Annotated in this window: 23 protein-coding genes; 17 read left to right on the top strand and 6 right to left on the bottom strand. The window is 73.2% G+C overall.

Features of this window, described 5'->3' with window-relative positions; translation table 11 throughout:
* Positions 1 to 16: 16 nt before the first annotated feature.
* Positions 17 to 727 carry a GntR family transcriptional regulator gene (locus DRB96_RS13235; RefSeq protein ID WP_112448632.1) on the top strand — a complete coding sequence of 237 codons (711 nt, stop codon included), beginning with the start codon at positions 17 to 19 and terminating at the stop codon, positions 725 to 727.
* A gap of 231 nt (positions 728 to 958) precedes the next feature.
* Here DRB96_RS13235 and DRB96_RS13230 read toward each other — a convergent pair whose 3' ends face one another.
* The gene (locus DRB96_RS13230) at positions 959 to 2,740 is read right to left on the bottom strand and encodes an AAA family ATPase (protein ID WP_112448631.1); all 1,782 of its coding nucleotides are present in this window, start codon (positions 2,738 to 2,740) and stop codon (positions 959 to 961) included.
* Between the two features lie 175 nt (positions 2,741 to 2,915).
* Here DRB96_RS13230 and DRB96_RS13225 point away from each other — a divergent pair, with 175 nt between their 5' ends.
* Genes DRB96_RS13225 through DRB96_RS13210 form a run of 4 tightly spaced genes read left to right on the top strand, consistent with a single transcriptional unit; the run spans position 2,916 to position 7,609 of the window.
* On the top strand, positions 2,916 to 4,664 hold the full coding sequence (locus tag DRB96_RS13225) for an ABC transporter substrate-binding protein (protein WP_112448630.1): 1,749 nt from the start codon (positions 2,916 to 2,918) through the stop codon (positions 4,662 to 4,664).
* Positions 4,665 to 4,666: 2 nt separating this feature from the next.
* On the top strand, positions 4,667 to 5,614 hold the full coding sequence (locus tag DRB96_RS13220; protein WP_112448629.1) for an ABC transporter permease: 948 nt from the start codon (positions 4,667 to 4,669) through the stop codon (positions 5,612 to 5,614).
* Positions 5,611 to 6,597 (top strand): ABC transporter permease, encoded by a 987-nt coding sequence (locus DRB96_RS13215; RefSeq protein ID WP_112448628.1) that lies wholly within the window; start codon positions 5,611 to 5,613, stop codon positions 6,595 to 6,597. Before DRB96_RS13220 ends, DRB96_RS13215 begins: the two co-directional genes overlap by 4 nt.
* A 58-nt stretch (positions 6,598 to 6,655) precedes the next feature.
* On the top strand, positions 6,656 to 7,609 hold the full coding sequence (locus DRB96_RS13210) for an ABC transporter permease (protein ID WP_239517725.1): 954 nt from the start codon (positions 6,656 to 6,658) through the stop codon (positions 7,607 to 7,609).
* Positions 7,610 to 7,680: 71 nt separating this feature from the next.
* Here DRB96_RS13210 and DRB96_RS13205 read toward each other — a convergent pair whose 3' ends face one another.
* The gene (locus tag DRB96_RS13205) at positions 7,681 to 8,022 is read right to left on the bottom strand and encodes an ATP/GTP-binding protein (protein ID WP_112448627.1); all 342 of its coding nucleotides are present in this window, start codon (positions 8,020 to 8,022) and stop codon (positions 7,681 to 7,683) included.
* Between the two features lie 230 nt (positions 8,023 to 8,252).
* Here DRB96_RS13205 and DRB96_RS13200 point away from each other — a divergent pair, with 230 nt between their 5' ends.
* Complete coding sequence (locus DRB96_RS13200) at positions 8,253 to 9,332, top strand: LLM class flavin-dependent oxidoreductase (protein WP_112448626.1); 1,080 nt, start codon at positions 8,253 to 8,255, stop codon at positions 9,330 to 9,332.
* A gap of 111 nt (positions 9,333 to 9,443) precedes the next feature.
* Here DRB96_RS13200 and DRB96_RS13195 read toward each other — a convergent pair whose 3' ends face one another.
* The gene (locus tag DRB96_RS13195) at positions 9,444 to 9,836 is read right to left on the bottom strand and encodes an SCO5389 family protein (RefSeq protein ID WP_031150500.1); all 393 of its coding nucleotides are present in this window, start codon (positions 9,834 to 9,836) and stop codon (positions 9,444 to 9,446) included.
* A 220-nt stretch (positions 9,837 to 10,056) separates the two neighbouring features.
* On the opposite strand from DRB96_RS13195, the gene nucS reads away from it, so the two are divergent.
* A complete protein-coding gene (gene nucS, locus DRB96_RS13190) occupies positions 10,057 to 10,728 on the top strand; it encodes an endonuclease NucS (RefSeq protein WP_162688431.1) in 672 nt (223 codons plus the stop codon).
* A 28-nt stretch (positions 10,729 to 10,756) separates the two neighbouring features.
* Here nucS and DRB96_RS13185 read toward each other — a convergent pair whose 3' ends face one another.
* Positions 10,757 to 12,490 (bottom strand): sigma-70 family RNA polymerase sigma factor, encoded by a 1,734-nt coding sequence (locus tag DRB96_RS13185; protein WP_204357710.1) that lies wholly within the window; start codon positions 12,488 to 12,490, stop codon positions 10,757 to 10,759.
* Between the two features lie 228 nt (positions 12,491 to 12,718).
* Between DRB96_RS13185 and radA the strand changes: the two genes are divergently transcribed.
* On the top strand, positions 12,719 to 14,134 hold the full coding sequence (gene radA, locus DRB96_RS13180) for a DNA repair protein RadA (RefSeq protein WP_112448624.1): 1,416 nt from the start codon (positions 12,719 to 12,721) through the stop codon (positions 14,132 to 14,134).
* A gap of 156 nt (positions 14,135 to 14,290) precedes the next feature.
* Entirely contained in the window at positions 14,291 to 15,415 is a 1,125-nt protein-coding gene (gene disA, locus DRB96_RS13175) for a DNA integrity scanning diadenylate cyclase DisA (protein ID WP_112448623.1), read from the top strand.
* Positions 15,416 to 15,461: 46 nt separating this feature from the next.
* Here disA and DRB96_RS45900 read toward each other — a convergent pair whose 3' ends face one another.
* Positions 15,462 to 16,256 (bottom strand): hypothetical protein, encoded by a 795-nt coding sequence (locus DRB96_RS45900; RefSeq protein ID WP_112448622.1) that lies wholly within the window; start codon positions 16,254 to 16,256, stop codon positions 15,462 to 15,464.
* A gap of 159 nt (positions 16,257 to 16,415) precedes the next feature.
* Between DRB96_RS45900 and DRB96_RS13165 the strand changes: the two genes are divergently transcribed.
* From DRB96_RS13165 to DRB96_RS45895, 7 genes are all read left to right on the top strand, one after another.
* On the top strand, positions 16,416 to 17,024 hold the full coding sequence (locus DRB96_RS13165; protein WP_112448621.1) for a phosphatase PAP2 family protein: 609 nt from the start codon (positions 16,416 to 16,418) through the stop codon (positions 17,022 to 17,024).
* A 17-nt stretch (positions 17,025 to 17,041) separates the two neighbouring features.
* Complete coding sequence (locus tag DRB96_RS13160) at positions 17,042 to 18,028, top strand: A/G-specific adenine glycosylase (protein ID WP_239516125.1); 987 nt, start codon at positions 17,042 to 17,044, stop codon at positions 18,026 to 18,028.
* A 175-nt stretch (positions 18,029 to 18,203) separates the two neighbouring features.
* Complete coding sequence (locus DRB96_RS13155) at positions 18,204 to 18,764, top strand: SigE family RNA polymerase sigma factor (protein ID WP_112448620.1); 561 nt, start codon at positions 18,204 to 18,206, stop codon at positions 18,762 to 18,764.
* A gap of 38 nt (positions 18,765 to 18,802) precedes the next feature.
* On the top strand, positions 18,803 to 19,459 hold the full coding sequence (locus DRB96_RS13150) for a hypothetical protein (protein ID WP_112453390.1): 657 nt from the start codon (positions 18,803 to 18,805) through the stop codon (positions 19,457 to 19,459).
* A 26-nt stretch (positions 19,460 to 19,485) separates the two neighbouring features.
* On the top strand, positions 19,486 to 20,196 hold the full coding sequence (cseB, locus tag DRB96_RS13145; RefSeq protein ID WP_112448619.1) for a two-component system response regulator CseB: 711 nt from the start codon (positions 19,486 to 19,488) through the stop codon (positions 20,194 to 20,196).
* The gene (cseC, locus tag DRB96_RS13140; RefSeq protein ID WP_112448618.1) at positions 20,193 to 21,521 is read left to right on the top strand and encodes a two-component system sensor histidine kinase CseC; all 1,329 of its coding nucleotides are present in this window, start codon (positions 20,193 to 20,195) and stop codon (positions 21,519 to 21,521) included. The genes cseB and cseC overlap by 4 nt, the downstream gene beginning before the upstream one ends.
* 63 nt (positions 21,522 to 21,584) lie before the next feature.
* Entirely contained in the window at positions 21,585 to 22,883 is a 1,299-nt protein-coding gene (locus tag DRB96_RS45895) for a LamG domain-containing protein (protein ID WP_112448617.1), read from the top strand.
* Between the two features lie 52 nt (positions 22,884 to 22,935).
* On the opposite strand, the gene DRB96_RS13130 is transcribed toward DRB96_RS45895, so the two are convergent.
* Positions 22,936 to 23,556, bottom strand: a complete 621-nt coding sequence (locus DRB96_RS13130) for a M23 family metallopeptidase (RefSeq protein WP_112453389.1) — start codon at positions 23,554 to 23,556, stop codon at positions 22,936 to 22,938.
* A gap of 370 nt (positions 23,557 to 23,926) precedes the next feature.
* On the opposite strand from DRB96_RS13130, the gene DRB96_RS13125 reads away from it, so the two are divergent.
* Positions 23,927 to 26,908 (top strand): NACHT domain-containing protein, encoded by a 2,982-nt coding sequence (locus DRB96_RS13125; RefSeq protein WP_239516126.1) that lies wholly within the window; start codon positions 23,927 to 23,929, stop codon positions 26,906 to 26,908.
* Positions 26,909 to 26,978: the final 70 nt, after the last annotated feature.

The raw sequence follows: 26,978 nt of genomic DNA, 5'->3' as shown, positions 1-26,978 counted from the left end.
TCTCGGAGGAAATGCAATGGGTGACCTGAAGCAGCACAGCCTCATCAAGGCTCAGGAACGGCTCCGCGACCAGGTCGGCCATGCGCTCCGGGCAGCCCTGATAGCGGGTGAGCTGCGCCCGGGGAGCGTCTACTCCGCCCCCGGCCTCGCGGCCGAACTCGGCGTCTCGGCCACCCCGGTGCGCGAGGCCATGCTCGACCTGGCCCGTGAAGGCCTGGTCGAGCCCGTCCGCAACAAGGGCTTCCGGATCACGGAGGTCAGCGAGCGCGATCTGGACCAGTACACCGAACTGCGCACGATGATCGAGGTCCCGACCATCGGCCGGATCACCAAGATCGCGACGCCGGAGCAGCTGGAGGCGCTGCGCCCCGTCGCCGAGGAGATCGTCACCAGCGCCCGCGAGCACAACCTCATCGGGTACCTGGAGGCCGACCGCCGCTTCCATCTGAGCCTGCTGGCCCTCTCGGGCAACGACCGCCTGGTCGAAACGGTCGGCGACCTGCGCAAGCGCTCCCGGCTGTACGGCCTGACGGGCCTGGACGAGGCCGGGAAGCTGGTCTCCTCGGCCGAGGAGCACATCGAGCTCCTCGACCTGATGCTCACCGGCGACGCGGAGGCGGCCGAAGCCTGCATGACCCGCCACCTCGGCCACGTCCGCTCGCTGTGGGCCCAGGGCCGCGACGAACCGGTGGGCCGCATCCCGGGCGGCCTGGGCTCGGGCCTCTAGTGCTGTGACCGGAAGGGTTCACCGGGGCCCGGCGCCCGGCACGGCACCTCGCCGCGTTGTCGGACCACACCGGTACGTCCAGTACGAGGCGTGGTCCTCCGCCCGGGGGCCCCTCCCGGCGGTAGCTGGGGGAGATGCACCGCACCGGACACCGCGACCCGGCAAACCTTCCCGGCCACAGCACTAGGAACGGCCCGGGTAGCCCCGGCCCCGGCCACCGGCCGGCCCGGGTCACCCCTGCGGGGTCGCGTCCGCCTCGATGTGGACGACCTCGCAGCGGTAACCGTGGCTCTCGAACAGGGCCCGGTAGCGCTCCCCGGTGGTCCCGCTCAGGACACCGTGGTCGACCACGACCGGTTCCCGGTCCTCCAGGAGCTGCTCCAGCTCGCACCACAACTCCCGCTGCACGTCCGCCCGCAGCCGGTCGTGCTCGTCCGTGCCCTCCGCGACCGGCTCGCCCGCCAGCCGGTCTCGGACGTCCTCGTCCAGGGACAACCGGAAGTAGCCGCGGCCCGCGAGATCCCGCGCGCGGGCGTCCCGGCCCGACGCGGACGGCCCGCACAGCAGAACGGCGCTCCCGCGCTCGGCGGCGTCGTCACGGGCGACCAGGTCGAGCACCGCGCGCATGGCCTCCACCGGCAGGTCGGGAGAGGTGGCGGCGGACACGGCGACGGACTCCGAGTCGTCGCCGAGCAGGCGCAGCAGCGTGCCCGGCGCCGTCCGGGAATCCTCGGCGACGGCCCGCCGGACGGTGTCGTCCTCGTCCGCCGCCAGCCGCTCCAGCAGCGCGGCGGGCAAGTCGGGGTCACGCAGCGCGAGTACGCGCATGCGGGCGTCGGGGTCGGAGGCGAACCGGCGGAGCGCCTCGGGCGGGAACGGGAAGTAGTCCGCGGGCCGGCACCGGAACTTCGACGGGACGTGGCGCCGTTCGAGGTCCTCGGCGGTGGCGAGATCGACGCCGGGCGTCCGCTCCAGGGCGATCGTGCGGATCGCAGGATCCTCGTCGCCGAGCATCCCGCGCACCAGCCCGGCCGGCAGCAACTCGCTGCGGGCCGCCGCGCGCCGCAGCCCGGGGTGGGGGGAGGCGGCGTACGGGACGGGGTCGGCCTCGATCCAGGGGTAGGAGTCCGCCTCCAGGAAGACGAGGGCGATCTCGCAGAAGACGTCGTCCTCCTCCGCGTTCGCCCAGTCCTCCGCCCGCCCGGCTCCGGCGGTCAGCCAGGCGTGGATCTCGTCCCGGAGCTCCGCCGGGGTGTCCGCGCGGACGAAGACCCTTCCCCGCACGTGGGGGCTCACGTCCCGGGCCAGAGCGTTCCGTACCCGTGACGGCAGTGCCGGGTGGACGGCCAGCTCCGCGCGCACGTCCTCGTCGGGGTCGGCGGCCAGGGCGGCCGCCGTGTCCGCGTCCAGGTCGAGGAAGCGTACGACGGCCCTGCGCGTGACCGGGTCGGCCAGCAGCGCCGCGTGCAGATCGCGGGGCGGCCGGTGCTTGCACGCGGCCGCCCGCACCTTCGGGTCGGTGTCCGTCAGCAGCCCCCGCAGGAGCCCGTCCGGCAGCTCAGCCCCGCGCGAGGCGACCGCCGTTCGTACCCCGGGGTCCCCGTCGGCGGCCAGCACGGCGAGGAGCCCTGCCGGGAGGTCCGGGTGCTTCGCGAGGGCGGCCCGTACCGCCGCGTCGGAGTCGGCGGCGAACACGGCCTGCCGCCCGGCGGAAACGTGCTCCTGGCCCGCACGCACCGCCCGCACCTCCGGGTCCGGATCTGCCGCCAGCCGCGCGGCGAACTCCGGCGGCAGCACCTCGGCGTGCGCGAGCGCCTCGGCCGCGCCGCAGGCAAGGAACGCCTCGCACAGCTCGGGGCCGGGAGCGAACCCCTTGCGGAGCGCCAGCCGGAGCGGTGCCATGCCGTAGGGCAGCATCCGCGCCGCCAGTTCCCCGGGCAGCGCGGTGTTCCGTGCGAGTCCTTGCAGTACCGCCGGGAGGTGGCCGAGCCCGGTCAGCCGTATCGGATCCATGGCGGCAGCATAGGAGGGCGCATAGGAGGGCGTGTAGGAGGGCGGTCCAACAGCCAACCGCCCGGCCGGATTTGGACACGGCTGGATAACGGCGGCTCCAACCCCTTGTCAGTACAATTTCACATTACTATGTTACCGGTCACATCATAGAGCGCGGCCCTTCACTGGAGTGACCATGACCAAGCGCACCCAACTCGCCCTCGCCACCACTCTGGTGGCCGCACTCGCACTCGGTGCCTCCGGCTGCTCCGACCCCAAGAAGGGCTCCGCCGGGGCGGGTGCCTCCAACCCCGCCTCCGCCAACGACGGGAAGATCCTCGGCGGGACCCCCGTGAAGGGCGGCACTCTCACCGTCCTGTCCAACCAGGACTTCGCCCACCTCGACCCCGCCCGCAACTGGGTCATGCCGACGATGGACTTCGGCACCCGCCTCCTCTACCGCACCCTCGTCACCTTCAAGGCCGAGCCCGGCAAGGGCGGCAGCGAGCTCGTCCCCGACCTCGCCACCGACCTCGGCACCTCCTCCAACGGCGGCCGCACCTGGACCTTCACCCTGAAGGAGGGCGTGAAGTACGAGGACGGATCGCCCATCAAGGCGCAGGACATCAAGTACAACGTCGAGCGCTCCTTCGCCCCCGACCTCACCGGCGGCCCCGACTACGCGGCCCAGTACCTGGCCGGCACCGAGGGCTACAAGGGCCCGCTCCAGGGCAAGCACCTCGACTCCGTCAAGACCCCCGACGACCGCACGATCGTCTTCGAACTGAAGCGGCCCGTCGCCGAGTTCTCCGCGACCGCGACCCTGCCGACCTTCGCTCCGGTCCCCGAGGCCCAGGAGAAGGGCACGCAGTACGACGCCCGCCCGTTCTCCTCCGGCCCGTACAAGATCGAGTCGTACGACCGCGACAAGAAGCTCGTCCTGGTCCGCAACGAGCACTGGGACGCCAAGACCGACACCGTCCGCAAGGCCTACCCGGACAAGTTCGTCGTCGTGATGGGCCTCAAGGGCGGCCAGATCGACGACCGGATCATCGCCGGCGAGGGCGCCGACGCCTCCGCCGTCCAGTGGTCCGACATGCGGCCCGAGAGCGCCCCCAAGGTGCTGCCCAAGCCGGAGGTCAAGTCCCGGCTGCTGGCCGAGTCGCAGGGCTGTACCGAGATGCTCCAGATGAACAACTCCCGCGCCCCCTTCGACGACCCCAAGGTCCGCGAGGCCATGCAGTACGCCCTCGACAAGGAGGCCGTGGTCACCGCCGGCGGCGGCCCGGCCCTCAACGAGATCGCCACCGCCTACTTGCCCCCGGCCCTCTCCGGCGGCAAGCAGGCCGACACCCTCAAGGTTCCCCCGGCCGGCGACCCGGCCAAGGCCAAGGAGCTCCTGAAGGCCGCCGGCAAGGAGACCCTGAAGGTCTCCCTCGCCGTCTCCACCGGCGACAAGGGCAAGGCGGAGGCCGTCCAGCAGGGCCTGGCCCGCGCGGGCGTCGAGATCGTCATCGACACCGTCGACCCGGGCGCGTACTACGACGTCATCGGCGACACCACCACCGCGCCCGACCTCGTGCTCAGCGGCTGGTGCCCCGACTACCCCTCCGGGTCCACCTTCCTGCCCTTCGTCTTCGACGGCCGCACCATCAAGGTCAAGGGCAACTCGGGCAACTACTCGCAGTTCAAGGACGACGCGACGATCAAGCGGATCGACGAGATCAACGCCATGGCCGACGCCAAGCAGGCCAACCAGGCCTGGATCGACCTCGACGCCGAGATCATGAAGAAGTCCCCGGCCGTCCCCGTCCTGCTGGAGCGCAAGCCGCTGCTCGTCGGCACCAACATCGCCGGGGCCTACGGCCACCCCGTCTGGGTCGGCCAGCTCGACTACGCCACCATCGGCCTCAAGGACCCCGCCAAGAGCCAGAGCCAGGGCTGACCATGACCGCCGCCACGTCCACGGACGCGGCGGCGGCCGCCCCGGTCCCCCCGGGCAGCAGCCCCTGGCAGCTCGCCCGGCGGGAACTCCGCCGCCGCCCCGCCGTCCGCATCAGCCTCTGCGTCGTCCTGCTCTTCGTCCTGATGGCCGCCACCGCCCCCTGGCTGGGCGCACTCGGCGGCTGGTCCCCGGACGAGTTCGACAAGTCCGCCATCGACCCCTACCTCGGGGGCCAGCCCCTGGGCTCCTTCGGCGGGATCAGCCCCGAGCACTGGCTCGGCGTCGAACCCGTCACCGGCCGCGATCTGTTCGCCCGCGTCGTCCACGGCGCCCAGGTCTCGCTCCTCATCGCCTTCGCCGCCACCGCCATCGTCGTGGTGGCCGGCACCGCGGCCGGGATCGCCGCCGGCTACTTCGGCGGCCGCACCGACGCCGTCCTGTCCCGCCTGATGGACCTCACCATGTCCTTCCCCAGCCTCATCTTCATGATCGCGATGCTGTCCGTGGCCAAGGACGTCAACCGCATCGTCCTCATGACCGCCGTCATCGGCGTCTTCGGCTGGCCCGGCGTCGCCCGCGTCGTGCGCGGCCAGACCTTCTCCCTCAAACACCGCGAGTACGTGGACGCCGCCCGCGTCGGCGGGGCGAGCGCCTGGCGGATCCTGACCCGCGAGATCCTCCCGGGCGTCTCGGGCCCCGTCATCGCCTACACCACCCTGCTCATCCCCGGGATGATCAGCACCGAGGCCGCCCTCAGCTACCTCGGCGTCGGCGTGCGCCCGCCCACCCCCTCCTGGGGCCAGATGATCGCCGAGTCCGTGGCCTTCTACGAGACCGACCCCATGTACTTCGTCATCCCGAGCCTCTTCCTCTTCCTCGCGGTGCTCGCCTTCACCCTGCTCGGCGACGCCCTGCGCGACATCCTCGACCCGAGGGGCGGGCGGACGTGATCCTCTACCTCGCACGCCGGCTGCTCGCCCTCGCGGGCGTCCTGCTCGCCATCGCCGCCGTCACCTTCCTCATCTTCTACGTGCTCCCCTCCGACCCGGCCGCCTCCGCCTGCGGAAAGACCTGCAGCGCGGAGCGACTGGCCGACGTGCGCGCGTACCTCGGCCTCGACCAGCCCGTGTGGCGCCAGTTCCTCGACTTCCTCACCGGCATCTTCACCGGGCGCACCCTGGGCACCGGCCAGTACGCCGTCCAGTGCGACTTCCCGTGCTTGGGCTACTCGTACGAGAACTCCCTGCCCGTGTGGGACCTCCTGATGGACCGCCTCCCGGTCTCCGCCTCCCTCGCCGTCGGCGCCGCCGCCCTCTGGCTGGTCCTCGGCCTCGGCGCGGGCGTCACCGCCGCCCTGCGCAAGGACACCGCCACCGACAAGGTGCTGATGGTCGGCGCGGTCGCCGCCGCCTCCCTGCCCGTCTACTTCACCTCCGTGATGCTCATCTACGGGGTCATCCGCGTCGCCGGGATCCTGCCCTACCCCACCTACCAGGCCTTCACCGACAACCCGCTCGGCTGGGCGAGCAACCTGTTGCTCCCGTGGACGGCGCTGGCCCTGCTCTACGCCGCCATGTACGCCCGGCAGAGCCGCGGTTCGATGATCGAGGCGATGGCCGAGCCGTACATCCGCACCGCCCGCGCCAAGGGGATGCCCGAGCGCACCGTCGTCGTCAAGCACGGACTGCGCTCCGGGATGACCCCGATCCTCACCATCTTCGGCATGGACCTCGGCAGCCTGCTCGCCGGAGCCGTCATCACCGAGTCCATCTTCGGACTCCCGGGCATCGGGCGGCTGTTCTACGGGGCCCTGGTCAGCTCGGACCAGCCCGTGGTCCTCGGGGTCACCCTGCTGGCCGCCTTCTTCATCGTCGTCGCGAACCTCGCCGTCGACCTCCTGTACGCCGTCATCGACCCGAGGGTGAGGTACTGATGACCCCCGTTCCCCAGCCGCCCCCCGGGGCAGGTTCACCTAGCCACCCTCGGCAGCAGTGAGATCTGCGAACACTCAGGGGCACTCGCCGGACCGCGCGCGGCCGGCCGCCTCCGCCACCGGTGCCAGTCCAACCGCCGCCCCCACCACCGCGACCGCCGGGGAGCCGGCCCCGCAGGGCTACAGCTCCCCGCTGCCGGCCACGCGGCCGCACCTGGGGCACGCGGTGGCCTCGGAGTGGACGAAGCTGATCTCGGTCCGCTCCACGATGTGGACGCTCGGCTCGCTGGTGCTGCTCGTCGTCGGCATCGGCGGCGCGGTGATCCTGCAGACCCGGGACCTGGACTACGAGCAGATGCCGTTCATCGCCCCCTCCCTCTTCGGCCTGCTCGTCGGGCAGCTGTCGGTGATGGTGCTCGGGGTGCTGACCGTGACCTCCGAATACGGCACCGGCCTGGTCCGCACCACCTTCACGGCGGCCCCCGACCGGTACCGGGTGCTGACCGCGAAGTACCTCGTCTTCGGCACCGCGGCCTTCCTCACCACCGCCGGGTCGGTCGCCCTGGTCGGGCTGACCGCCTCGATCCTGCACGGCGGCTCGGCCTCGGGGACGCACTCCGGCTCCGAGTGGGTCTCCGGGCTCCTGGGCAGCTTCTACGTCACCCTGCTCGGCGTGCTGTCCCTGGCTATCGGGGCGCTGGTGCGGCATTCCGCGGGCGCGATCGCCCTGATGCTGGGCATCGTCACCCTGCCGCCGGTCATAGGGGCCGTGTTCAGCATCTGGGAGGCCCTCGCCCCGGTCGGCCGGGCCATGATCCAGTACAACGCGCCCATGGCGCTGATGCAGCTGTTCGGGCTGCCCGCCGGCGGCAGCGAGCCGGCCGCGGACGGCGCCGTGGTCGCGGACGGCATCACGGCCCCGGGCAGCCTGAGCCACCTGGTGCTGATCCTGCTGGTGACGGGCGCGGCGGTCGCCGCCTCGTACGTGGTGACCGGCCGCCGGGACGTCTAGGACGGACCTGACGGGACGGGACCCGACGGGCCCCGACCGGACCCGACCTGACCGGGACGTCCGGGGCCGGCTCAGTGCTTGGGAGCGTTGCGGGACCGCTGCACCTTGGAGGTGCGGCGGTCCTTCGCGTTCCAGCAGGCCTTGTGCCAGTGCCTGCGGTCGTCGACGCCGCCGTACTCCGGCCAGGCCACCAGGTGCGGGGTGCCGGAGGGGATCTCCTGGTCGCATCCGGGGCAGCGGTACCGCTTGCCCGCCGCGCTCGCGCCCGCGACGTGCCGGACCTTCCAGTCCTCGCCCTGGTACTCCTCCATGCGCTCCAGCCCGTACCGGTCCAGACTGCCCGGGCCCGAGGCCTGGTCCGAACGATCGGCTGGATTCTCGCCGCCCCTGGGGCGGTTGTGGCGCGGTGACACGTATACCTCACGGATGGGCGGACGGCAGTGACTTTCTCCCAGACTACGCGCAGCGAGCCGGGGTACCCGCAGGGTGGCCGAAGGACGACCATCCGCAATACGTGACTGGCCCGACAATCCCAATAACTTTCCTGTCAGGCCGTGCCTTTGGCACGTGTCAGACGTTGTTGCCGGTAAGAAAACCGGTCCGCCTGGGGGAGGCCGCGTCAGCCGCGAGGAGGCTAAAGGCGATGCGTGTAGGAGCGTTTGTACTGGCAGCCCAGTTCCCTGGCCAGGGTCAGGGAGAGGCACTGCACCGGGCGGTGCGGACCGCCGAGGTGGCCGAGGAGACCGGGCTCGACTCGGTCTGGCTCGCCGAGCACCACTTCGTCCCGTACGGGGTCTGCCCCTCGGCGGTGACCCTGGCGGCCCTGATGCTGGGCCGCACCCGCCGGCTGCGCGTGGGCACGGCGGTCAGCGTGCTGCCGAACACGCACCCGGTGGCCCTGGGCGAGCAGGCGGCCCTGCTGCACCTGACCTCGGAGGGACGGTTCTCCCTCGGCGTCGGCCGGGGCGGCCCCTGGGTGGACCTGGAGGTCTTCGGGGGCGGCCTCGACGCGTACGAGAACCGCTTCCAGGAGGACCTGGACCTGCTGCGCCGCTGGCTGGCCGAGCCTCGGGTGGGGGCGGGGTCGGGAGCGGGGTCCCCGGCGGCCGCGCAGGCGGCTGTGCAGCCGGATCTGCGGGGCCCCGGCGGGCGGTACGGCTTCCGCGAGGTGGCCGTCGTACCGCGCCCGTCGGAGGCTCTGGACGGGGACGGGAAGGGGCCGGAAGTGATCGTCGCCTGCACCTCCCCCGCATCGGTCCGGCTGGCCGCGGAGCGCGGTCTGCCCATGCTGCTCGGCATGCACTGCGGTGACGAGGACAAGGCCGCGATGGTCGACCTGTGGCGGCGCACGGCGCGGGCCGCGGGCCGCTCGCCCGAGGCGGACCACGTGTCGGCCGGGGTGTGCCAGCTGGCGGACCGGACGGCGGACGCCCGGGAAACGCTGATGAAGTCGATGCCGGGCTGGCTCAAGCAGGGGCTGGACGCGCACGTGACGGTGGACGGCCGCCGGCGCGCGATGCGCGACCCGGTCGCGTACACCGAGCTGTTGTGCGACCTGCACCCCGTGGGCACCCCGGAGCTGGCGGCGGACCGGCTGGCGGCCACCTCGGAACGTACGGGCATCACGCGGTTCGCCCTGCTGACGGAAGGCTCGGGGGACCTCGCCGCGACGGAGGAGAACCTCCGCAGGCTCGGCACCGAAGTCGTGCCCCGGCTCGGCTGAGACCAGGGCTGCCGCTCCGTTGGCACCGGAGCGGCAGCGGGATACCGGTCGTACACGGTCACATGTGCGGATCGTGCGCTGACGAACGGGGCGTGCGCCTACGGGGCCGTGCTAACAGTCGCGCAGCTCCGGCGACTGGTTGAGCAGCTGACCGCGGATCGAAGTGAACTTGGCCAGCCGGTCGTCCACCGAGGAATCCAGCGGGAAGACCGCCAGCCGGTGACAGTTCTGGAATGCCAGGCGCACTCCGAAGTGGCGCTGCAGCGCACCCCGTATCGCGTCGCTCGCGAGAGCGCGCAGCAGTTGGCCACGCGCCTGCTCGTCGGGCGGCGGCGTCTGGTTGTCGGCGAACTGTCCGCCGTCGACCTTCAGCTGGGCCACCAACGAGCTGATCATCTCCCATGCGTAGGGCAGGGAGGTCCGGACGCAGTCGACGAAAGCGGCTTCGTCGACCTCGCCTCGCTCGGCCTGTTCGAGTAGGGCCGGTGAGACGTCGAGCGACATGGGTTCTCCTCTCGCGACCCCGGCCGATTGGGTGACCGGAGTCTTACGGGCAGGGACGGAGATCGCGACGCAGTGTGCACGCGTCGCAACCTCCCGCTCACCACGGTAGGCGCCCGGTGGGGACCGCACCAGGAGAATGCGCATACAACGCGCCATCCGCGAACGGGGCTTTCGGGGGCGAATCGCGTGCAGGCCCATCGGTCGAGTAGCGTTGCCGACCATGCGTCTCGTCATTGCCCGCTGCTCCGTCGATTACGCGGGCCGGCTCACCGCCCATCTGCCCTCGGCACCCCGTCTGATCCTCGTGAAGGCCGACGGCAGTGTCTCGATCCACGCGGACGACCGGGCGTACAAACCGCTCAACTGGATGTCGCCGCCGTGCACCCTCAAGGAGGGGACCGGTGACGAAGCCGGCGTCTGGACCGTCATCAACAAGGCGGGCGAGAAGCTCATCATCACCATGGAGGAAGTCCTCCACGACTCCTCGCACGAGCTGGGCATCGACCCGGGCCTGATCAAGGACGGCGTCGAGGCCCACCTGCAGGAGCTCCTGGCCGACCGGATCGACACCCTCGGCGAGGGCTACACGCTGATCCGCCGCGAGTACATGACCGCGATCGGCCCGGTGGACATCCTGTGCCGGGACGGTTCGGGCGCGACGGTCGCGGTGGAGATCAAGCGGCGCGGTGAGATCGACGGCGTGGAGCAGCTCACGCGCTACCTGGAGCTCCTGAACCGAGACCCGCACCTGGCGCCCGTCAAGGGCGTGTTCGCGGCCCAGGAGATCAAGCCCCAGGCCCGCGTCCTGGCGAACGACCGCGGCATGGACTGCGTCGTCCTCGACTACAACGCCATGCGCGGCATCGAGGACGACAAGCTCCGCCTGTTCTAGGCGCCGTCGGTCGTCCCGTCCGGGCCGGTCACGGCGTGCCGCCCGTCGTTCCCGTCGTCGTGCCCGTGGACGTTCCGGTCCCGCCGGTCTCCCCCGTCGGGGTGGGCGTCGGGGTCGGCGCCGGGCGGCCCCGGCCCCGGATCGAGATCACCGCGCCGGCCGGGTCCACGCCGACCCGGGCGCTCCAGGCCCCCACGGGCTGGGCTTCGGAGTCCACGGCGATCCGCAGGGTGACCGATTCTCCAGGTGACAGCCGGCCCGAGGTGAGGCTCGCGCGCAGCCACGGGGCGTCGGACCACAGCCGCCAGTCGACCGGTGCGCCGCCCGACGCGGTGAGGGTCAGCAGGGTGGTCGAGCCGCGCGAGGCGGCGGTCGCGGTCAGCCGGCCCGGGGCCCCGGGCCCGCTGGGCGTGGCGGAGGGCGCGCCGCTGCTGATGACCTCGACGGAGACGTCGGGGCCGGCGGAGGGCGGGGCGAAGCCGGGGCCGTCGGTGACGGCGGCCGCGTTGCCCGCGTTCTCGTACGCCGTCAGCGGGCGGCCGTCGGTGCGCGGCGGGAGCTGCGCATCGCTCGCCGAGATGCGGGTGGAGCCGGTGCCGACGGACTCCCCGGTGCTCGGGGCTCCCCGGTAGGCCGCCCACAGGGCCAGCACCGGGGCCGCGACGACGGTGGCGACCACGGTGGTGGTCACGGCGCGGGCGCGCAGCCGGTCGCGGCGGGCCGCGCGGTCCTTGGGGTCCATCGGGAAGCCGGTGCGGTCGAAGCGCGGGCCGGGTCCGCCGCCCCGGCGGCTGCCGGAGCGGACCATCGCGGCGCGGACGGCGGTGCGCGGGGCCGGGACCAGCGGGAGGGCGGCGGTGTCGATGCCGCCCGAGCCGGGCCAGGGCCCGCCGGCGCCGACGCGTTCGGCGACGCGGCGGCAGCGCGGGCAGTCGTCGACGTGCCGGACCAGTTCGGCGCGCAGGGACGAGGACAGCAGGACGTTGAAGTCCCGGCCGTCCCCGCCGCCTTCGCCGTCGTCGCCGGTGAGCCGGGACACGGTCGGGCAGTTGCCGGTCTCCACGACGGCGAGGGCGGCGCGGGTGCGCTCGACCTCGCAGGCGGCGCCGGAGAGCAGCTCGCGGGCGGCGGCCGGGGGCGTGCCGAGGACGGCGGCGAGTTCGGGGACGCCGAGGCGGTGGCGGACGGCGAGTTCGAGGGCCTCGCGCTGCTCGGGGGTGGTGCCGGCGGCCTCCGGCCAGGCGAGGCGGGCGAGCTCGGTGCGGCGGTAGGCGGATACGTCGAGGGTGCCCGTGCGGGCGGGCACGGCGGCGTTCGCGGCGGTGGGCGCGCCGGCGTTCGCGGCGTTCGCGGCGGCGTTCACATCGGCGGCCACCGGGTCCGGCGCACGGCCCGGACCGGTGTGCTCCGGTGTACGCCGGGCGGAGTGCGCTCCGCCGTACCCGTGACGCGTGCGCCGTCGCTCGGCCAGCCGCCGCAGGCAGGCCCAGCGGGCGAGGGCGTAGAGCCACGCGCGCCGGTCCCCCTCGTCGGGGCAGCGGCCCGGATGGCGTTCGGCGACGGCGAGGACATCTCCGAGCACGTCGGTGGCGGTGTCGTGGTCGCACAGGACCGAGAGGCAGTACGTGAACAGGCCGTCCAGGTAGGGCTCGTGCCGGAACGGTGGCGGCTGCTCCACCCTGGTCCCCTCGGGGGGCGTGCGCCCGTGCGCCCGGTGTGCGCCGGTGCGCGGTGCGGGGTGTCCCTGGTTGCTGCTCGTCACTCGGCGACCGTAGGCGGCGCGCCGGTGGCGCTCCGGAAGCCTTCACCACTTTTAGCCCTTACGGGTGAACAGATCGGCTCCGCGCTGACAGCCGCCCTGACGGTGCACGCCACGGCGGCCGGTGGCGGGGCCGCCGACCGGGGCCGGTGGCGGCCGGCAGCGGTGGCCCTCGGCGGTCGGCGGCCGCGGCCGGCGGGGCTGTCGGTGGGGGCGGCTACGGTGGGCCGCATGGCTGCCCGTACATCTCGTTCATCCGCCAAGGACCGGCCGTCCTACCGTTGTACCGAGTGCGGGTACTCCACCGCCAAGTGGCTCGGCCGGTGCCCCGAGTGCCAGGCCTGGGGCACCGTCGAGGAGCTCGGCGGCGCGCCCGCCGTGCGGACCACCGCGGCCGGCCGGGTCACCACGGCCGCCGTGCCGATCGGGCAGGTCGACGTCCGGACGGCGACCGCGCGCAGCACCGGCGTGAGCGAGCTGGACCGGGTGCTGGGCGGCGGCCTCGTACCCGGCGCGGTCGTGCTGCTCGCGGGCGAGCCGGGCGTCGGCAAGTCCACGCTGCTGCTCGACGTCGCGGCGAAGGCGGCCAGCGACGAGCACCGCACGCTGTACGTCACGGGCGAGGAGTCGGCGAGCCAGGTGCGGCTGCGGGCCGACCGGATCAACGCGCTCAGCGACCACCTCTACCTCGCCGCCGAGACCGACCTCTCCGCCGTACTCGGGCACCTCGACGCGGTGAAGCCCTCGCTGCTGATCATGGACTCCGTACAGACCGTGGCCTCGCCCGAGATCGACGGCGCGCCCGGCGGCATGGCGCAGGTCCGGGAGGTGGCCGGCGCGCTGATCCGGGCCTCCAAGGAGCGCGGGATGTCCACCCTGCTCGTCGGCCACGTCACCAAGGACGGGGCGATCGCCGGTCCGCGGCTGCTGGAGCACCTCGTCGATGTGGTCCTGAGCTTCGAGGGCGACCGGCACGCGCGCCTGCGGCTGGTCCGCGGTGTGAAGAACCGGTACGGGACCACGGACGAGGTCGGCTGCTTCGAGCTGACCGACGAGGGGATCAACGGCCTCGCCGATCCGAGCGGGCTGTTCCTGACCCGCCGCGCCGAGGCGGTCCCCGGCACCTGTCTGACGGTGACGCTGGAGGGCAAGCGCCCGCTGGTCGCCGAGGTGCAGGCGCTGACGGTGGACTCGCAGATCCCCTCGCCGCGCCGGACCACCTCCGGACTGGAGACCTCGCGCGTCTCGATGATGCTGGCCGTCCTGGAGCAGCGCGGCCGGATCACGGCGCTCGGCAAGCGGGACATCTACACCGCGACCGTGGGCGGGGTGAAGCTGACCGAGCCGGCCGCCGACCTGGCCGTCGCGCTGGCGCTGGCCTCGGCCGCCAGCGACGTACCGCTCCCGAAGAACCTGGTCGCGATCGGCGAGGTCGGCCTCGCGGGCGAGGTGCGCCGGGTGACGGGCGTGCAGCGGCGGCTCGCGGAGGCGTACCGGCTGGGCTTCACGCACGCGCTGGTGCCGTCGGATCCGGGGAAGGTGCCGGCCGGGATGAAGGTGACGGAGGTCGCCGACATGGGCGACGCGCTGCGGGTCCTGCCGCGCGGGCGGTCGCGTACGCCGGCGAAGGACGCCGACGCCGGTTAGCAAACGGCTCCCCTTCGCAGGTCAGGGGGCCCGGACGGGGTGCCCTTCGGCCCGGCCGGGCCAAGGCACGGCGGGGGCGCGGGCCGCGCCGGTAGACTTTGGCCTGGTCCGCCCGGCCGTACGCAGGCGGTACAAACCCGCGACCGGAGGAGTGCAGTGGCAGCCAAGGACGGGGCAGCAGCATCCGGGAAGTCGGGCGCGAGCTCCAAGCAGGAGGCCATGATGCGTGCCTCGCTGAGCGCGGTCGCACCTGGTCAGCCCCTGCGTGACGGGCTCGAACGGATCGTCCGCGGCAATACCGGAGGCCTCATCGTCCTCGGCATGGACAAGTCCGTCGAGGCGATGTGCACGGGCGGCTTCGTCCTGGACGTGGAGTTCACCGCGACCCGGCTGCGCGAGCTGTGCAAGCTCGACGGCGCGCTGATCCTGGACAAGGACATCACCAAGATCCTGCGGGCGGGCGTCCAGCTGGTGCCGGACGCGTCCATCCACACGGAGGAGACGGGCACCCGGCACCGGACCGCGGACCGCGTCTCGAAGCAGTGCGGATTCCCGGTGGTGTCGGTGTCGCAGTCGATGCGGCTGATCGCGCTGTACGTGGACGGCGAGCGGCGCGTGCTGGAGGAGTCCGGGGCGATCCTGTCGCGGGCGAACCAGGCGCTGGCCACGCTGGAGCGGTACAAGCTCCGCCTGGACGAGGTGGCGGGGACGCTGTCGGCGCTGGAGATCGAGGACCTGGTGACGGTCCGCGATGTCACGGCGGTGGCGCAGCGGCTGGAAATGGTGCGGCGCATCGCGACGGAGATCGCGGAGTACGTGATCGAGCTGGGCACCGACGGCCGACTGCTGTCGCTCCAACTGGACGAGCTGACGGTCGGCATCGAGCAGGAGCGGGAGCTGGTGATCCGCGACTACGTCCCGGAGCCGACGGCGAAGCGTTCCCGCACGGTGGACGAGGCGCTGCCGGCGCTGGACGCGCTGACGCACCCGGAGCTGCTGGAGCTGGCGATCGTGGCGAAGGCCCTGGGGTACACGGGGTCGCCGGAGACGCTGGACTCGGCGGTGTCCCCGCGCGGGTACCGGCTGCTCGCGAAGATTCCCCGGCTGCCCGGGGCGATCATGGAGCGGCTGGTGGAGCACTTCGGCGGGCTGCAGAAGCTGCTGGCCGCCAGTGTGGACGACCTGCAGACGGTGGACGGCGTGGGCGAGGCGCGGGCGCGGAGCGTGCGCGAGGGCCTGTCCCGCCTGGCGGAGTCCTCGATCCTGGAGCGCTACGTCTAGGCGGAGTTGAGGGCCGGCCCGGGGAGCGTCCCGGGCCGGCCGGGGCTCAGTCCTGCTTCAGGACGAAGGACGTGCGCGCCACCGGCATGCCCGGGGACTTGACCTCGACCACGTACGTGTCCGGCGCGGCTGCCCCCGCCGGAGGCGACTGGCACTGGGCGGCCGCGCTGAAGTGCCGGTCCCATTCGAGGGACTGCCTGGTCTCGCCCTGCGAGGGCACGCGGAAGAACGCGTTGCCCGCGCCCGCCGGGCAGTCGGCCGAGGACCAGACCGGCTTGGCATTGCTCGCCTGAGTGATGGTCAGCACCGCCTGCTTCGGGCCGAGATCGACCTTGCACGTGGTGCCCGAGACGTTGCGCGCGATGAGTTCGAGGCGGGGCTTCTCGCTCGCCTCGTACTCGTTCTTCAGGCTCTTGACCTCCCACTGCAGCGCGCCCGGCGCGCACGTGGGCACCGGCGAGTCCGCGGGGACGGCCTGGCCCGCGCCGGAGCCGCCCGCGTCGGTGGAGCCCGGCCCGCCGCCCGGCTCACCGTTCTTGCCCGTGCCGGGGCTCGCGCCGGCGTCGGAGCCGGTACCCGTACCGGCGCCGCCCGAGCCCGACTCGCCGCGCCCGCCCGGGGCCTGACTGATCGCCGGACCCGAGCCGGACGGCCCGGGGGTGATCTGGGTGACGGGATCGGGGCCTTGGCCCTTGCCGTTCGCACCCGGCTTCCCCCCGCCGGAGCTGATGGTCCACACGGCGAGGAGCGCGAGGAGCGCGGCAACGGACGCCAGCACGGCCCTCCGTCGCCAGTAGATGGAGGAGGGGAGCGGCCCGACCGGATTGCGCAGAGATCCCACGGACGGAACTTTACGAGAGTTCGCGGCGCGATCCGTGCCCCACATGCCGCGCACTCGGCTTGTTTTGCCGATGATCATCCTGCGGGGGGAGTCCTGGCGCCCGGAATCAGCCAGGAGGCTGACGATGACGTTATTCCGCTTTGAGTACCGTCGGTCACCATGGACAGCTCCGGCCTCTACCTCGACGTCACCGATTTCGCCCACTCGACCCCCGCCTGGGTGCAGTCGGCCTTCGAGCTCTGGACGGAGTACGGGCTGTTCGCCTTCGGCGCCCTCTTCGTGGCCGTGTGGTGGCGCTCGCGCGGGCAGGGCGACTCCCGCGCCGTCGCCCTGGCCGTCCTCGCGCCGCTCGTCACCGCGCTGGCCTACGTCGCCTCCGAGCTGGTGAAGTCGGCCGTCGACGAGGAGCGCCCCTGCCGGGCCGTGGCCGGGGCGGCGGCCTCGCTGATCCCGTGCCCGGCCACCGGCGACTGGTCGTTCCCCAGCAACCATTCCGTCATAGCGGGCGCCGCCGCCGTCGCCCTGGCCATGGCCCTGCCCCGGCTCGCACTGCTGACCGTGCCCCTGGCCCTGCTCATGGCCTTCTCCCGGGTCTTCGTCGGGGTGCACTACCCGCACGACGTGGCGCTGGGCCTGGTGCTGGGCGCGAGCCTGGCCGCGCTCGCCGTCCTCGCGCTCACCGGTCCCACGGCCGGGGTCGTCGCGGCCGTACGGGCGAGCGGTGTCCGCTCCGCTGTCCTGATCACCGGCCCGGGCCCCACGCGGTAGGCACGAAACGTGCCAGGATGCCGTCTGCCATGACTGCATCCACCACACCCCCCGCCGCGCTGCACGCCCCCGTCATCGCGTGGTTCGACGCGCATGCCCGCGATCTGCCCTGGCGCCGTCCCGAGGCCGGGCCCTGGGGGGTGATGGTCAGCGAGTTCATGCTCCAGCAGACCCCCGTCAACCGGGTCCTTCCGGTCTACGAGCACTGGCTCGCCCGCTGGCCCCGCCCCGCCGACCTGGCCGCCGAGGCCCCCGGCGAGGCCGTACGGGCCTGGGGACGGCTCGGCTACCCGCGCCGGGCCCTGCGCCTGCACGGCGCGGCCGCCGCCATAACGGAACGGCACGGGGGCGACGTACCGCGCGAGCACGCGCAGCTGCTGGCCCTGCCCGGGATCGGCGAGTACACGGCGGCCGCCGTGGCCTCCTTCGCGTACGGGCAGCGGCACGCGGTCCTCGACACGAACGTGCGCCGGGTCTTCGCGCGCACCTCGACCGGGGTCGAGTACCCGCCGAACGCCACGACCGCCGCCGAACGGCGCCTGGCGCGCGCCCTGCTGCCCGAGGACGAGGACACCGCGGCCCGCTGGGCGGCGGCCTCCATGGAGCTCGGGGCGCTGGTGTGCACCGCCAAGAGCCCGGAGTGCGGCCGCTGCCCGGTGGCCGGGCTCTGCGCCTGGCGGCTCGCCGGCAAGCCCGCGCACGAGGGGCCGCCCCGGCGCGGGCAGACGTACGCCGGGACGGACCGGCAGGTGCGCGGCAAGCTCCTCGCGGTGCTCCGGGAGGCGGTCGGCGCGGTGCCGCAGTCCGTCCTCGACACCGTCTGGGACGAGCCCGTGCAGCGGGCCCGCGCCCTGGACGGGCTGGTCTCGGACGGACTGGTGGAGCCGCTGGCCGGGCAGATGTACCGGCTGCCCGCGGGCCCCGCCGCCGGTGCGTCCGCGAGCCCCGCCGCCGGCGCCTCCGCGGACCCCGCCGCAGTGCCCGTACCGGCCCCCTCAAGCTGACTCGCAGATTCCGCTTGGATCGGAGAAACCGCAGCTCACGACCGCTGTTACACAACCTATGGGTGTCCGTGCGCCCACCGAAGGCTCACCCGCACAGGCCCGTGACAACGCCTCCGTACCTTCGAACTCGTAAGGCAGCGGATCAGCGGTTGAACGTCAGCGGAGGCGGTCGGAGATGGCGCACGGCGAGGTACTCGAATTCGAAGAGTACGTACGCACCCGGCAGGACGCGCTGCTGCGCAGCGCCCGCCGCCTGGTGCCGGACCCGACCGACGCCCAGGACCTCCTGCAGACCGCCCTCGTCCGCACCTACGGCCGCTGGGACGGCATCGCCGACAAGTCCCTCGCCGACGCCTACCTGCGCCGCGTCATGATCAACACCCGTACCGAGTGGTGGCGTGCCCGCAAGCTCGAAGAGGTCCCCACCGAGCAGCTCCCCGACGCCTCCGTCGGGGACGGCTCCGACCAGCGCGCCGACCGCGCCCTGCTGATGGACATCCTCAAGGTGCTCGCGCCCAAGCAGCGCAGCGTGGTCGTGCTGCGACACTGGGAGCAGATGAGCACCGAGGAGACGGCCGCGGCGCTCGGCATGTCGGCGGGAACCGTGAAGAGCACCCTGCACCGCGCACTGGCCCGCCTCCGGCAGGAACTGGAGAGCAGGGACCTGGACATGCGCGCGCTGGAACGCGGTGACCACACCATCCGGTACGAGGGGCGTGAGCGGTGCGCGGCCTGAACGGCCCATGTCTGAGCGGCAAGAGCTCAGTGGTACTGATGTCGGCGGGGACGGTCGTCCTCGCCGGCACCGTGCTGTTCGCGGCCGGCTGCACCACCGGGGGTACGGGGCTGCGTGACGGCGGGCCGGCCCGCACCGAGTCGGTGGCCAAGACCTCCCCGCCGTCGTCCGCGCCCTCCGAGGCCGACGGGGGCACCGCCTCCGCCCCGGCTCCCCGTGCGTCCGGCAAGCCGGGCGAGAAGATCGACCCGATCGTGCTGCTCAAGGCGGACCCGAAGGTCAGCGCCGCCGTCAAACGGGACCTGAAACCGTGCTCCGGCAAGGAGTACCCGGTGGACGTGAGCTACGGGAAGGTCACCGGCGGTCCGGCGGTCGACATCGTCGTCAACGTCCTGTCCTGCGCCGACGCCCTGGGCCGCGGCTCGTACGTGTACCGGGCGGACCACGGGAAGTACGAGAATGTCTTCTCGGACGAGCAGCAGCCCGTCTACGCCGAGATCGACCGGGGCGACCTGGTCGTCACGAGGCAGGTCTACGGGAAGAGCGACGCGCTCTCCTATCCTTCGGGCGAGGACCTGATCACGTACCGCTGGGACGGGGAGAGGTTCACCGAGCAGGACCGGGTGCACACCGACTACAGCAACGTGGTGGACGGCGGAGCGGTTCCCGCCCCGGCCGTCAGCCAGAAGAACTGAGTACCGAGGCGAGGCGAAGCTCCCCCATGGCCGATACCCATGTCCTGTTCGTCGAGGACGACGACGTCATCCGTGAGGCCACGACCCTGGCGCTGGAACGCGACGGGTTCGTGGTCACCGCCATGCCCGACGGGCTGTCCGGGCTGGAGTCCTTCCGGGCGAACCGGCCCGACATCGCGCTGCTCGACGTGATGGTGCCCGGCATGGACGGCGTGAGCCTGTGCCGCCGCATCCGCGACGAGTCCACCGTCCCCGTCATCATGCTCTCGGCGCGCGCCGACTCCATCGACGTGGTCCTGGGCCTGGAGGCGGGCGCCGACGACTACGTCACCAAGCCCTTCGACGGCTCCGTCCTCGTCGCCCGGATCCGCGCCGTGCTCCGCCGCTTCGGCCACGCCGGCGGCCCGCGCAACGGCGGCGCCGGGGGCGACGGCGACGCTTCCGACGAGCGCGGGGTGCTGGTCTTCGGCGACCTCGAGGTCGACACGGAGGGCATGGAGGTGCGCAAGGCGGGCGTCTCGGTGGCGCTGACGCCCACCGAGATGCGGCTGCTGCTGGAGTTCTCCACCTCCCCCGGCACGGTGCTCTCGCGCGACCGGCTGCTGGAGCGGGTCTGGGACTACGACTGGGGCGGCGACACCCGTGTCGTGGACGTCCACGTCCAGCGGCTGCGCACCAAGATCGGTCAGGACCGGATCGAGACGGTCCGGGGCTTCGGATACAAGCTGAAGGCATGAGGCGCTTCACCCTCCGTACGGGGATCCGCTGGAAGATCACACTCGCCATCGCCGCCGTGGGCGCCCTCACCGCGGTCGCGCTGAGCCTGGTCGTGCACAGTGCTGCCCGCGTCTCGATGCTGGAGAGCGCCCGCGACGCGGAGCTGGAGCGCGTGCAGTACATCGCCACGCGCAACACCGACATGGGCCGCAAGCCGATCTGGGGCGCCAAGCTCAACGACCCGGAACTGCCCCCGCAGCTGCGGGAGAAGGCCCGCTCGGGGCGGCGCGGCACGTACGTGCAGGAGCGTCCGCACAAGGCGCCGGAGGTGTGGGCCGCCGTGCCGCTCGGCAACAGCCAGGTGCTCTCCCTGCACCATCCCTTCCGGGAGAGCGCCAACATGGTGCGCGACCTGGACCGGGCGCTGGTCGTCGGCTCCCTCGCCGTGGTGATCGGCGGTTCCGCGCTCGGCGTGCTCATCGGCGGGCAGATCTCGCGCCGGCTGCGCAAGGCCGCGGCCGCCGCGCAGCGGGTGGCGCACGGGGATCCCGAGGTACGGGTGCGGGACGCGGTCGGGGGCGTCGTACGCGATGAGACCGACGACCTCGCGCGGGCCGTCGACGCGATGGCGGACGCGCTCCAGCAGCGGCTGGAGGCCGAGCGGCGGGTGACCGCCGACATCGCGCACGAGCTGCGCACCCCGGTGACGGGCCTGCTCACGGCGGCGGAACTGCTGCCTCCGGGCCGGCCGACCGAGCTCGTCCGGGACCGCGCCCAGGCGCTTCGGGCGCTGGTCGAGGACGTGCTGGAGGTGGCCCGGCTGGACAGCGCGTCCGAGCGGGCGGAGCTCCAGGAGGTGGCGCTGGGCGAGTTCGTGAGCCGCCGGGTCACCTCGCTGATGCCGGAGGCGAGCGTACGGATCGTCGCGGACGAGATCGTCAGCACCGATCCGCGCCGCCTGGAGCGGATCCTCGGCAATCTCCTCGCCAACGCCGCGCGGTACGGGCGGGCGCCGGTCCAGGTCGATGTCGAGGGCCGGGTGGTGCGGGTCCGGGACCACGGGCCGGGCTTCCCGGAGGCGCTGCTGCGCGAGGGGCCGAGCCGCTTCCGCACCGGGTCCACGGACCGGGCCGGGGTGGGGCACGGGCTGGGGCTGACCATCGCGGAGGGGCAGGCGCGGGTGCTGGGCGCCCGGCTGACCTTCCGCAACGTGGCGGCGCCGGGCGGCCGCTCCCGCTCGGCCGAGGCGGCGGGCGAGGCGGCGGGCGCGGTGGCGGTGCTGTGGCTGCCGGAGCACGCTCCGACGGCGACGGGGAGCTTCCCGGTCGTGCCCCCGGCGGGCTGATCGGTTCCTTATCGCGACCATCGGCTGTTCGATTGCGGACGCCGATGTTTTAGCATCCGATCCATGACTGACGGTACGGATCGCCCGCACAGCCCCCAGCCCGAGCCCGACGCCCACCACCCCGGAGGCGACGGCCACCCCCAGGGGCAGATACCCGCCGCCGGGTACGGCTATCCGCAGGCCGGGCAGCCCGGAGGCTACGGGTACCCGCCCGCCACGCCCGCTGCGGCCGAGCCCGGCGCCTTCGGCCCGCCGCCCGGCGGCCCCGCGCAGGTGCCCGCCGGCTACGGCTACCCGCAGGCGGGCCCGTACCAGCAGGGTCCGGGCGCCCCGGTGCCCGACGCCTTCCAGGGCCAGGACGGGTTCCAGGGCCAGGACGGCTTCCAGCCCCAGGACGGGTTCCAAGGCCAGGACGGCTTCCGAGGCCAGGACGGCTTCCAGGGCGGGTTCCAGCCGCAGTCCGACGCGCCCGACTGGGGTGCGCTGGCGGACGGGGCCGACCGGGAGCGGCGCAAGAAGCGGCTGTGGGCGATCGGCGGTGGCGTGACCGTACTGGCCCTGCTGGCCGGCGGCGGCGCCTTCCTGCTGCTGGGCGACGACGGCGGCGCCCCCGACGACGCGAAGGCCGACGCCTCCGCCTCGCCCTCCGCCTCGCCCTCGGCGAGCGGGTCCAAGCCGCCGGTGGACAACGGCCCGACCCTGGCGGACGACCCGACGAAGCTGCGCGACCGCACCGCCAAGGCGCACCTGAAGATGGGCGCGGAGGCCTCGACCGTCCCGGTGGACAAGCGGTTCGAGTTCCGCACGACGGGCACCGCGAACTCGTACGCCGAGTCCGAGAAGGCCCTGCTCGACGTGTCCAAGAGCTTCACCGTCACGGCCCGCGTCTCGAACAGCGCCCCCAAGGGGCGGCAGATCGCCGTCAGCCAGGGCAACGAGAAGACGTTCTCGTTCGAGCTGGGCTCGGACGAGGTGAACGGCAAGCCGGCGTGGATCTTCCGGATCCAGACGGACAAGGAGGGGGCGGACGCCACCACCAAGACCGTCGTGGCCGAGGGCCGCAAGATGGACAACACCATGACGGAGCTGACCGGCACCTACAACGACTCGACGAAGATGATCACGCTGTTCGTCGACGGCAAGCAGATCAACGAGACCAAGGTCCCCGGCGTCTACAAGGCCCCCGGGCCGCTGGAACTGGGCCGGACCCGCGCGCAGGACAACTGGGCCGGGGCCTGGAGCGGTGCCATGGACAGCGTGCGGGTCTACCGGATCGCGCTGTCGCCGGAGCAGGTCAACGACCAGAAGCCCGGCAAGATCGACGCCTCGATCAGGCCGGTCGGCTCCTGGATGCTGTTCTGATCGCGCCCGGGCCCGGGCGCGATCAGAGGCACCCGGAGGGTGCGGCAGGGGATCAGACAGTGACGCCGACCGCGCGCAGGAAGCTGACCGGGTTCACGGCCGAGCCGTAGTTCGGGGTGGTGCGGATCTCGAAGTGCAGGTGCGGGCCGCTCGAATTGCCGGTGTTGCCGGACAGGGCGATCTGCGTGTCCTTGGAGACCTTCTGGCCGATCTTGACCTTGATCTTCGAGAGGTGCGCGTACTGCGAGTACGTGTTGTTCGCGTGCTTGATCACGATGGCGTTGCCGTACGCCGGGCCGTCGCCGCCGCCGTTCGGGCCGGCCTTGACCACGGTGCCCGCCGAGACGGCGTCGACCGGGGTGCCGACCGGGACGGCGAAGTCCTGGCCGGAGTGCTTGTGCGACCACATGGTGCCGCCCTTGCCGAAGGTCGCCGAGAGCGTGTACTTCGACAGCGGCTTGTCCCACAGGCCGGCCGGCTTCGCGGCGGCGGCCGCGGCCGCGGCCTGCGCGCCGGCCTGGGCGGCCACCAGCTGGGCGGTGCCGCTCAGGGCGGTCTGGGCCTCGTCGGCGAAGGCGGCGGTCGTCCCGGCCCCGAGAGCCAGGGCCGCACCGAGAGCGGTGGCGCCGACGGCGATACGGGTACGACGGGTGGTGACGCGCTTCGCGGACATGAAGGAGACCTCCGGGGCCGGGGACAAGGACGGTGCTTCGGTACCGGTGCTCCGGCACTTCGGGCAAGAAGCCGCCCGGCACTCCGAGGGGGGCGCCGGGCTTGCTCGACATCCTTGGTAACCCGCGCCCCCGCGCTTCCCCAAACCCCCCGCTTACTAACGGGGCTCGTAGGAGCGGGGAAGGCTGTCCGGCCTGTTGACCGCCCCCGCACTGGGTTCGGGGTGGGGCAAATCGGACGCCCAACTCTACGAATGTTCCTAGTAGGTCCGATTTGCCCTGTGCGGCTTGTCACCGGCGCCGGACCTCTGCGGCCCCCGGCCGGGGCCAAAGCCCTGCGCCCCGTTCCGGCTGGAGCTACGCTCACGCCTCGTGGACGCATCCGTGATGGGGATCCGGCTGGCCTCGGGGGTCGTGACCCCCCTCGTGAAGAAGCTCCTGCGCGGGGAGGGTGCCGGCGCCGACCTCGTGGACCGGCCCGTGCGGATCTCCTCCTACGTCTCCCTGCGCGAGCATCGCACCCTGTCCCGCGACGACCTGCGCGCGCTCGCCGACAAGCTGGTCGACCGCGCCCTGCGGGCCCCCGGCGAGCGGCCGCTGCCGCCGGGCGAGGAGGCGGGCGTCGCGGCCGCGCTGGCCGCCACCCTCCACGCGCTCGGGGACCTCGCCATGGAGGACGTCCAGGCGGTCGAGATGGGCCCGGCCGCCTTCGCCGCCGCACTGCGCCGGGCCGCGCCCGCGACCGGCCTGGGGCGGGACGCCGAGCTCTTCCACGACCGGCTGCTCGAGCTCACCTGCCTGCACGTCCTGCACTTCTTCACCACCCGCTCCACCTACATCCCGCGCGCGCTGGTCGAGCAGGCCCGCCGCCAGGCCGAGCTGATCGCCAAGATGGACGAGCTGCTGTCCCGGACCACCCGCGAGGACGCCAGGGACCCGGGGTTCGAGACCAGGTACCTGGCGTACCTCGCCCAACGGCACAGCAGCCTGACGATCTTCGGCATCGAGCTGCCCCCGGGCTCGGCGCGCTGGCCGCTGGACACGGCGTACGTGAGCCTGGAGGTGGCCTCCCTGCCCCGGCAGCGCGGCGGCGCCGAGGGCCCTGACGCCGGCGCCCCCAGGGCCCGCACCCCCGGCACCGCCGAAGAGGCGCTGGCCCGCGAGCCCCGCGTGCTCCTGCGCGGCGAGGCCGGCTCCGGCAAGACCACGCTGATCCAGCGGCTGACCGTCTCCACCGCCCGGGAGGCGGCCGAGGGCGGCCCCGTCCCGTACGTCCTGCCCCTGCGCAGCCTGACCCGCTACGGGGAGCGGCTGCCCGCCCCCGAGGACTTCCTGGTCGCCACCGCCCTCAAGGGACAGGCCCCCGAGGGGTGGGAGAGCCGGGTCCTGAGCGCGGGACGCGGCCTGATCCTGGTGGACGGCATCGACGAGATCCCGGAGGCCGAGCGGGCCCGCGCCCGCGACTGGCTCTGCGACCTGCTCACCGCCTACCCCGGCAACCGGTGGGTGGTGACCTCCCGCCCCTCGGCCGTCCGGCAGGACTGGCTCGCCGACGAGCAGTTCACCGAGCTGACCCTCGCCCCCATGAACCGGGCCGACGTGGCCGCCTTCGTCACCCGCTGGCACGATGCCGCCGAGGCCGGCGGGGACCTGCGCGAACAGCTGCTGGACTCCCTGCGCACCAAGCCGGAACTGGCCCGGCTCGCCACCAGCCCGCTGCTGTGCGGGCTGATCTGCGCCCTGCACCGCGAGCGCCGGGGCTTCCTGCCGGCGGGCCGCAGGGAGCTGTACACGGCCGCCCTGTCGATGCTGCTGCACGACCGCGACGTGGAGCGGGAGCTGCGCCTGCCCCGGCTGGCGGAGGAGCCCCAGCTCCAGCTCCTGCAGCGGCTCGCGTACTGGCTCATCCGCAACGGCCGCACCGAGATGAGCCGGGACCGGGCCACGGCCCTGATCGCCGACGCGCTGCCCGCCGTACCGGCCGCGCAGGCCCTGGGCGACGCCCCGGCGGTCCTGCGGCGCTTCGTGGAGCGCACCGGCCTGCTGCGGGCCGCTACGGAAGACACCGTCGAGTTCGTCCACCGCACCTTCCAGGACTACCTGGGGGCGCGGGCGGCCCTGGACGAGGGCAGTCTCGGCGTCATCACCCGGCACGCGGAGGACGACCAGTGGGAGGACGTCATCCGCATGGCGGTCGCCCAGGGCCGCCCGCTGGAGCGCGCGGCCATCATCGGCGACCTGCTCGTACGGGGCTCCGACCGGGCCGTGCTGCTGGCCTTCGCGGCCGTGGAGTACGCCGCCGAGCTGGAGCCGGAGCTGCGCGACCGCGTCCGGGCGGCCGCCCGCCGGCTCGTCCCCCCGAAGGACGAGGACGCGGCGCGGGCCCTGGGCCGGATCGGGCCGCTGGTCCTTGACCTGCTGCCCCGCGGTGAGGAGGCCCGGCGCAGCGAGGCCCACCTGTCGGTGATCGCGGCCATGGAGACGGGGTCCGAGACGGCCGTCGGCTTCCTCGCCGGCTACTGCCGCGACCCCGACGAGCGGGTCCGCGAGACGCTGACCCGCGGGTGGCAGCGGTTCGGCACCCCCCACTACGCGGCCGAGGTGCTCGCGCGCATGGACCCGCCGCCCCGCGACCTCGTCATCGGCTCCGACGACGGGCTCGACGCGCTGCGCGGCTTCACCGCCCCGCCCGACCTGTTCATCCGCCACGAGGTGACCCGCGGCGCCCTGGCCCGCTTCCTGGCCCGCCAGCCGGTGTCGGGCCTGACCCTGTGGAGCTTCCAGGGCGGGAGCGACGCGGAGTTCCTGCGCGGCCACACCTCGCTGCGACGGCTCAACATCAACGCCTGGTCCGGACTGCGGGACCTGGCCCCGCTGCACGGACTGCCCCTGGAGGACGTGTCGCTCTACGTGGACAGCACCGTCCCCCTCGGCCCGGCCCTCGCGGCCTGGCCCCGGCTGCGCGCCTTCCAGCTGCACGCGGGGCACGGTCCGTGGTCCTTCGAGGACTTCTCCCCCGAAGCCCGCCCCGAGGTGCTCGAGGTGGACGACGCGGATCCGGACCTGGCCGGCCTGGGGCGGCTCACGAGCCTGCGGCGGCTGTGGCTCGGCCACCCCTGGCGCCCCGGCGGAAAGGCCGCCTGGGCCCAGGTCTCGGCGCTGGGCGACCTGCTGGAGATCGCCGTGCACGCCGAGACGCTGGACGGCCTCGCCGCGTACGCGGACCTGCCCTCGCTCAGGAGCGTCATGGTCTACGACGACGACAAGGAGTGGGACGCGGGCCTGGAGGAGCGGGTGCTGCGCCGCTTCCCGCAGGCGCGGCTGGAGAGCGTGCCGCAGATGTACGACATCTGACGGCGCCCGCGCGCCACGCGAAAAGGGGCGGCCCCGGAACCTTTCGGTCCCGGGGCCGCCCCTTCGTACC

It is taken from the genome of Streptomyces sp. ICC1, from assembly GCF_003287935.1.
GTDB lineage: Bacteria > Actinomycetota > Actinomycetes > Streptomycetales > Streptomycetaceae > Streptomyces > Streptomyces tritrimontium.
Note: the sequence above shows the minus strand (reverse complement) of the source record. Positions and strands in the feature narration are given on the sequence as shown.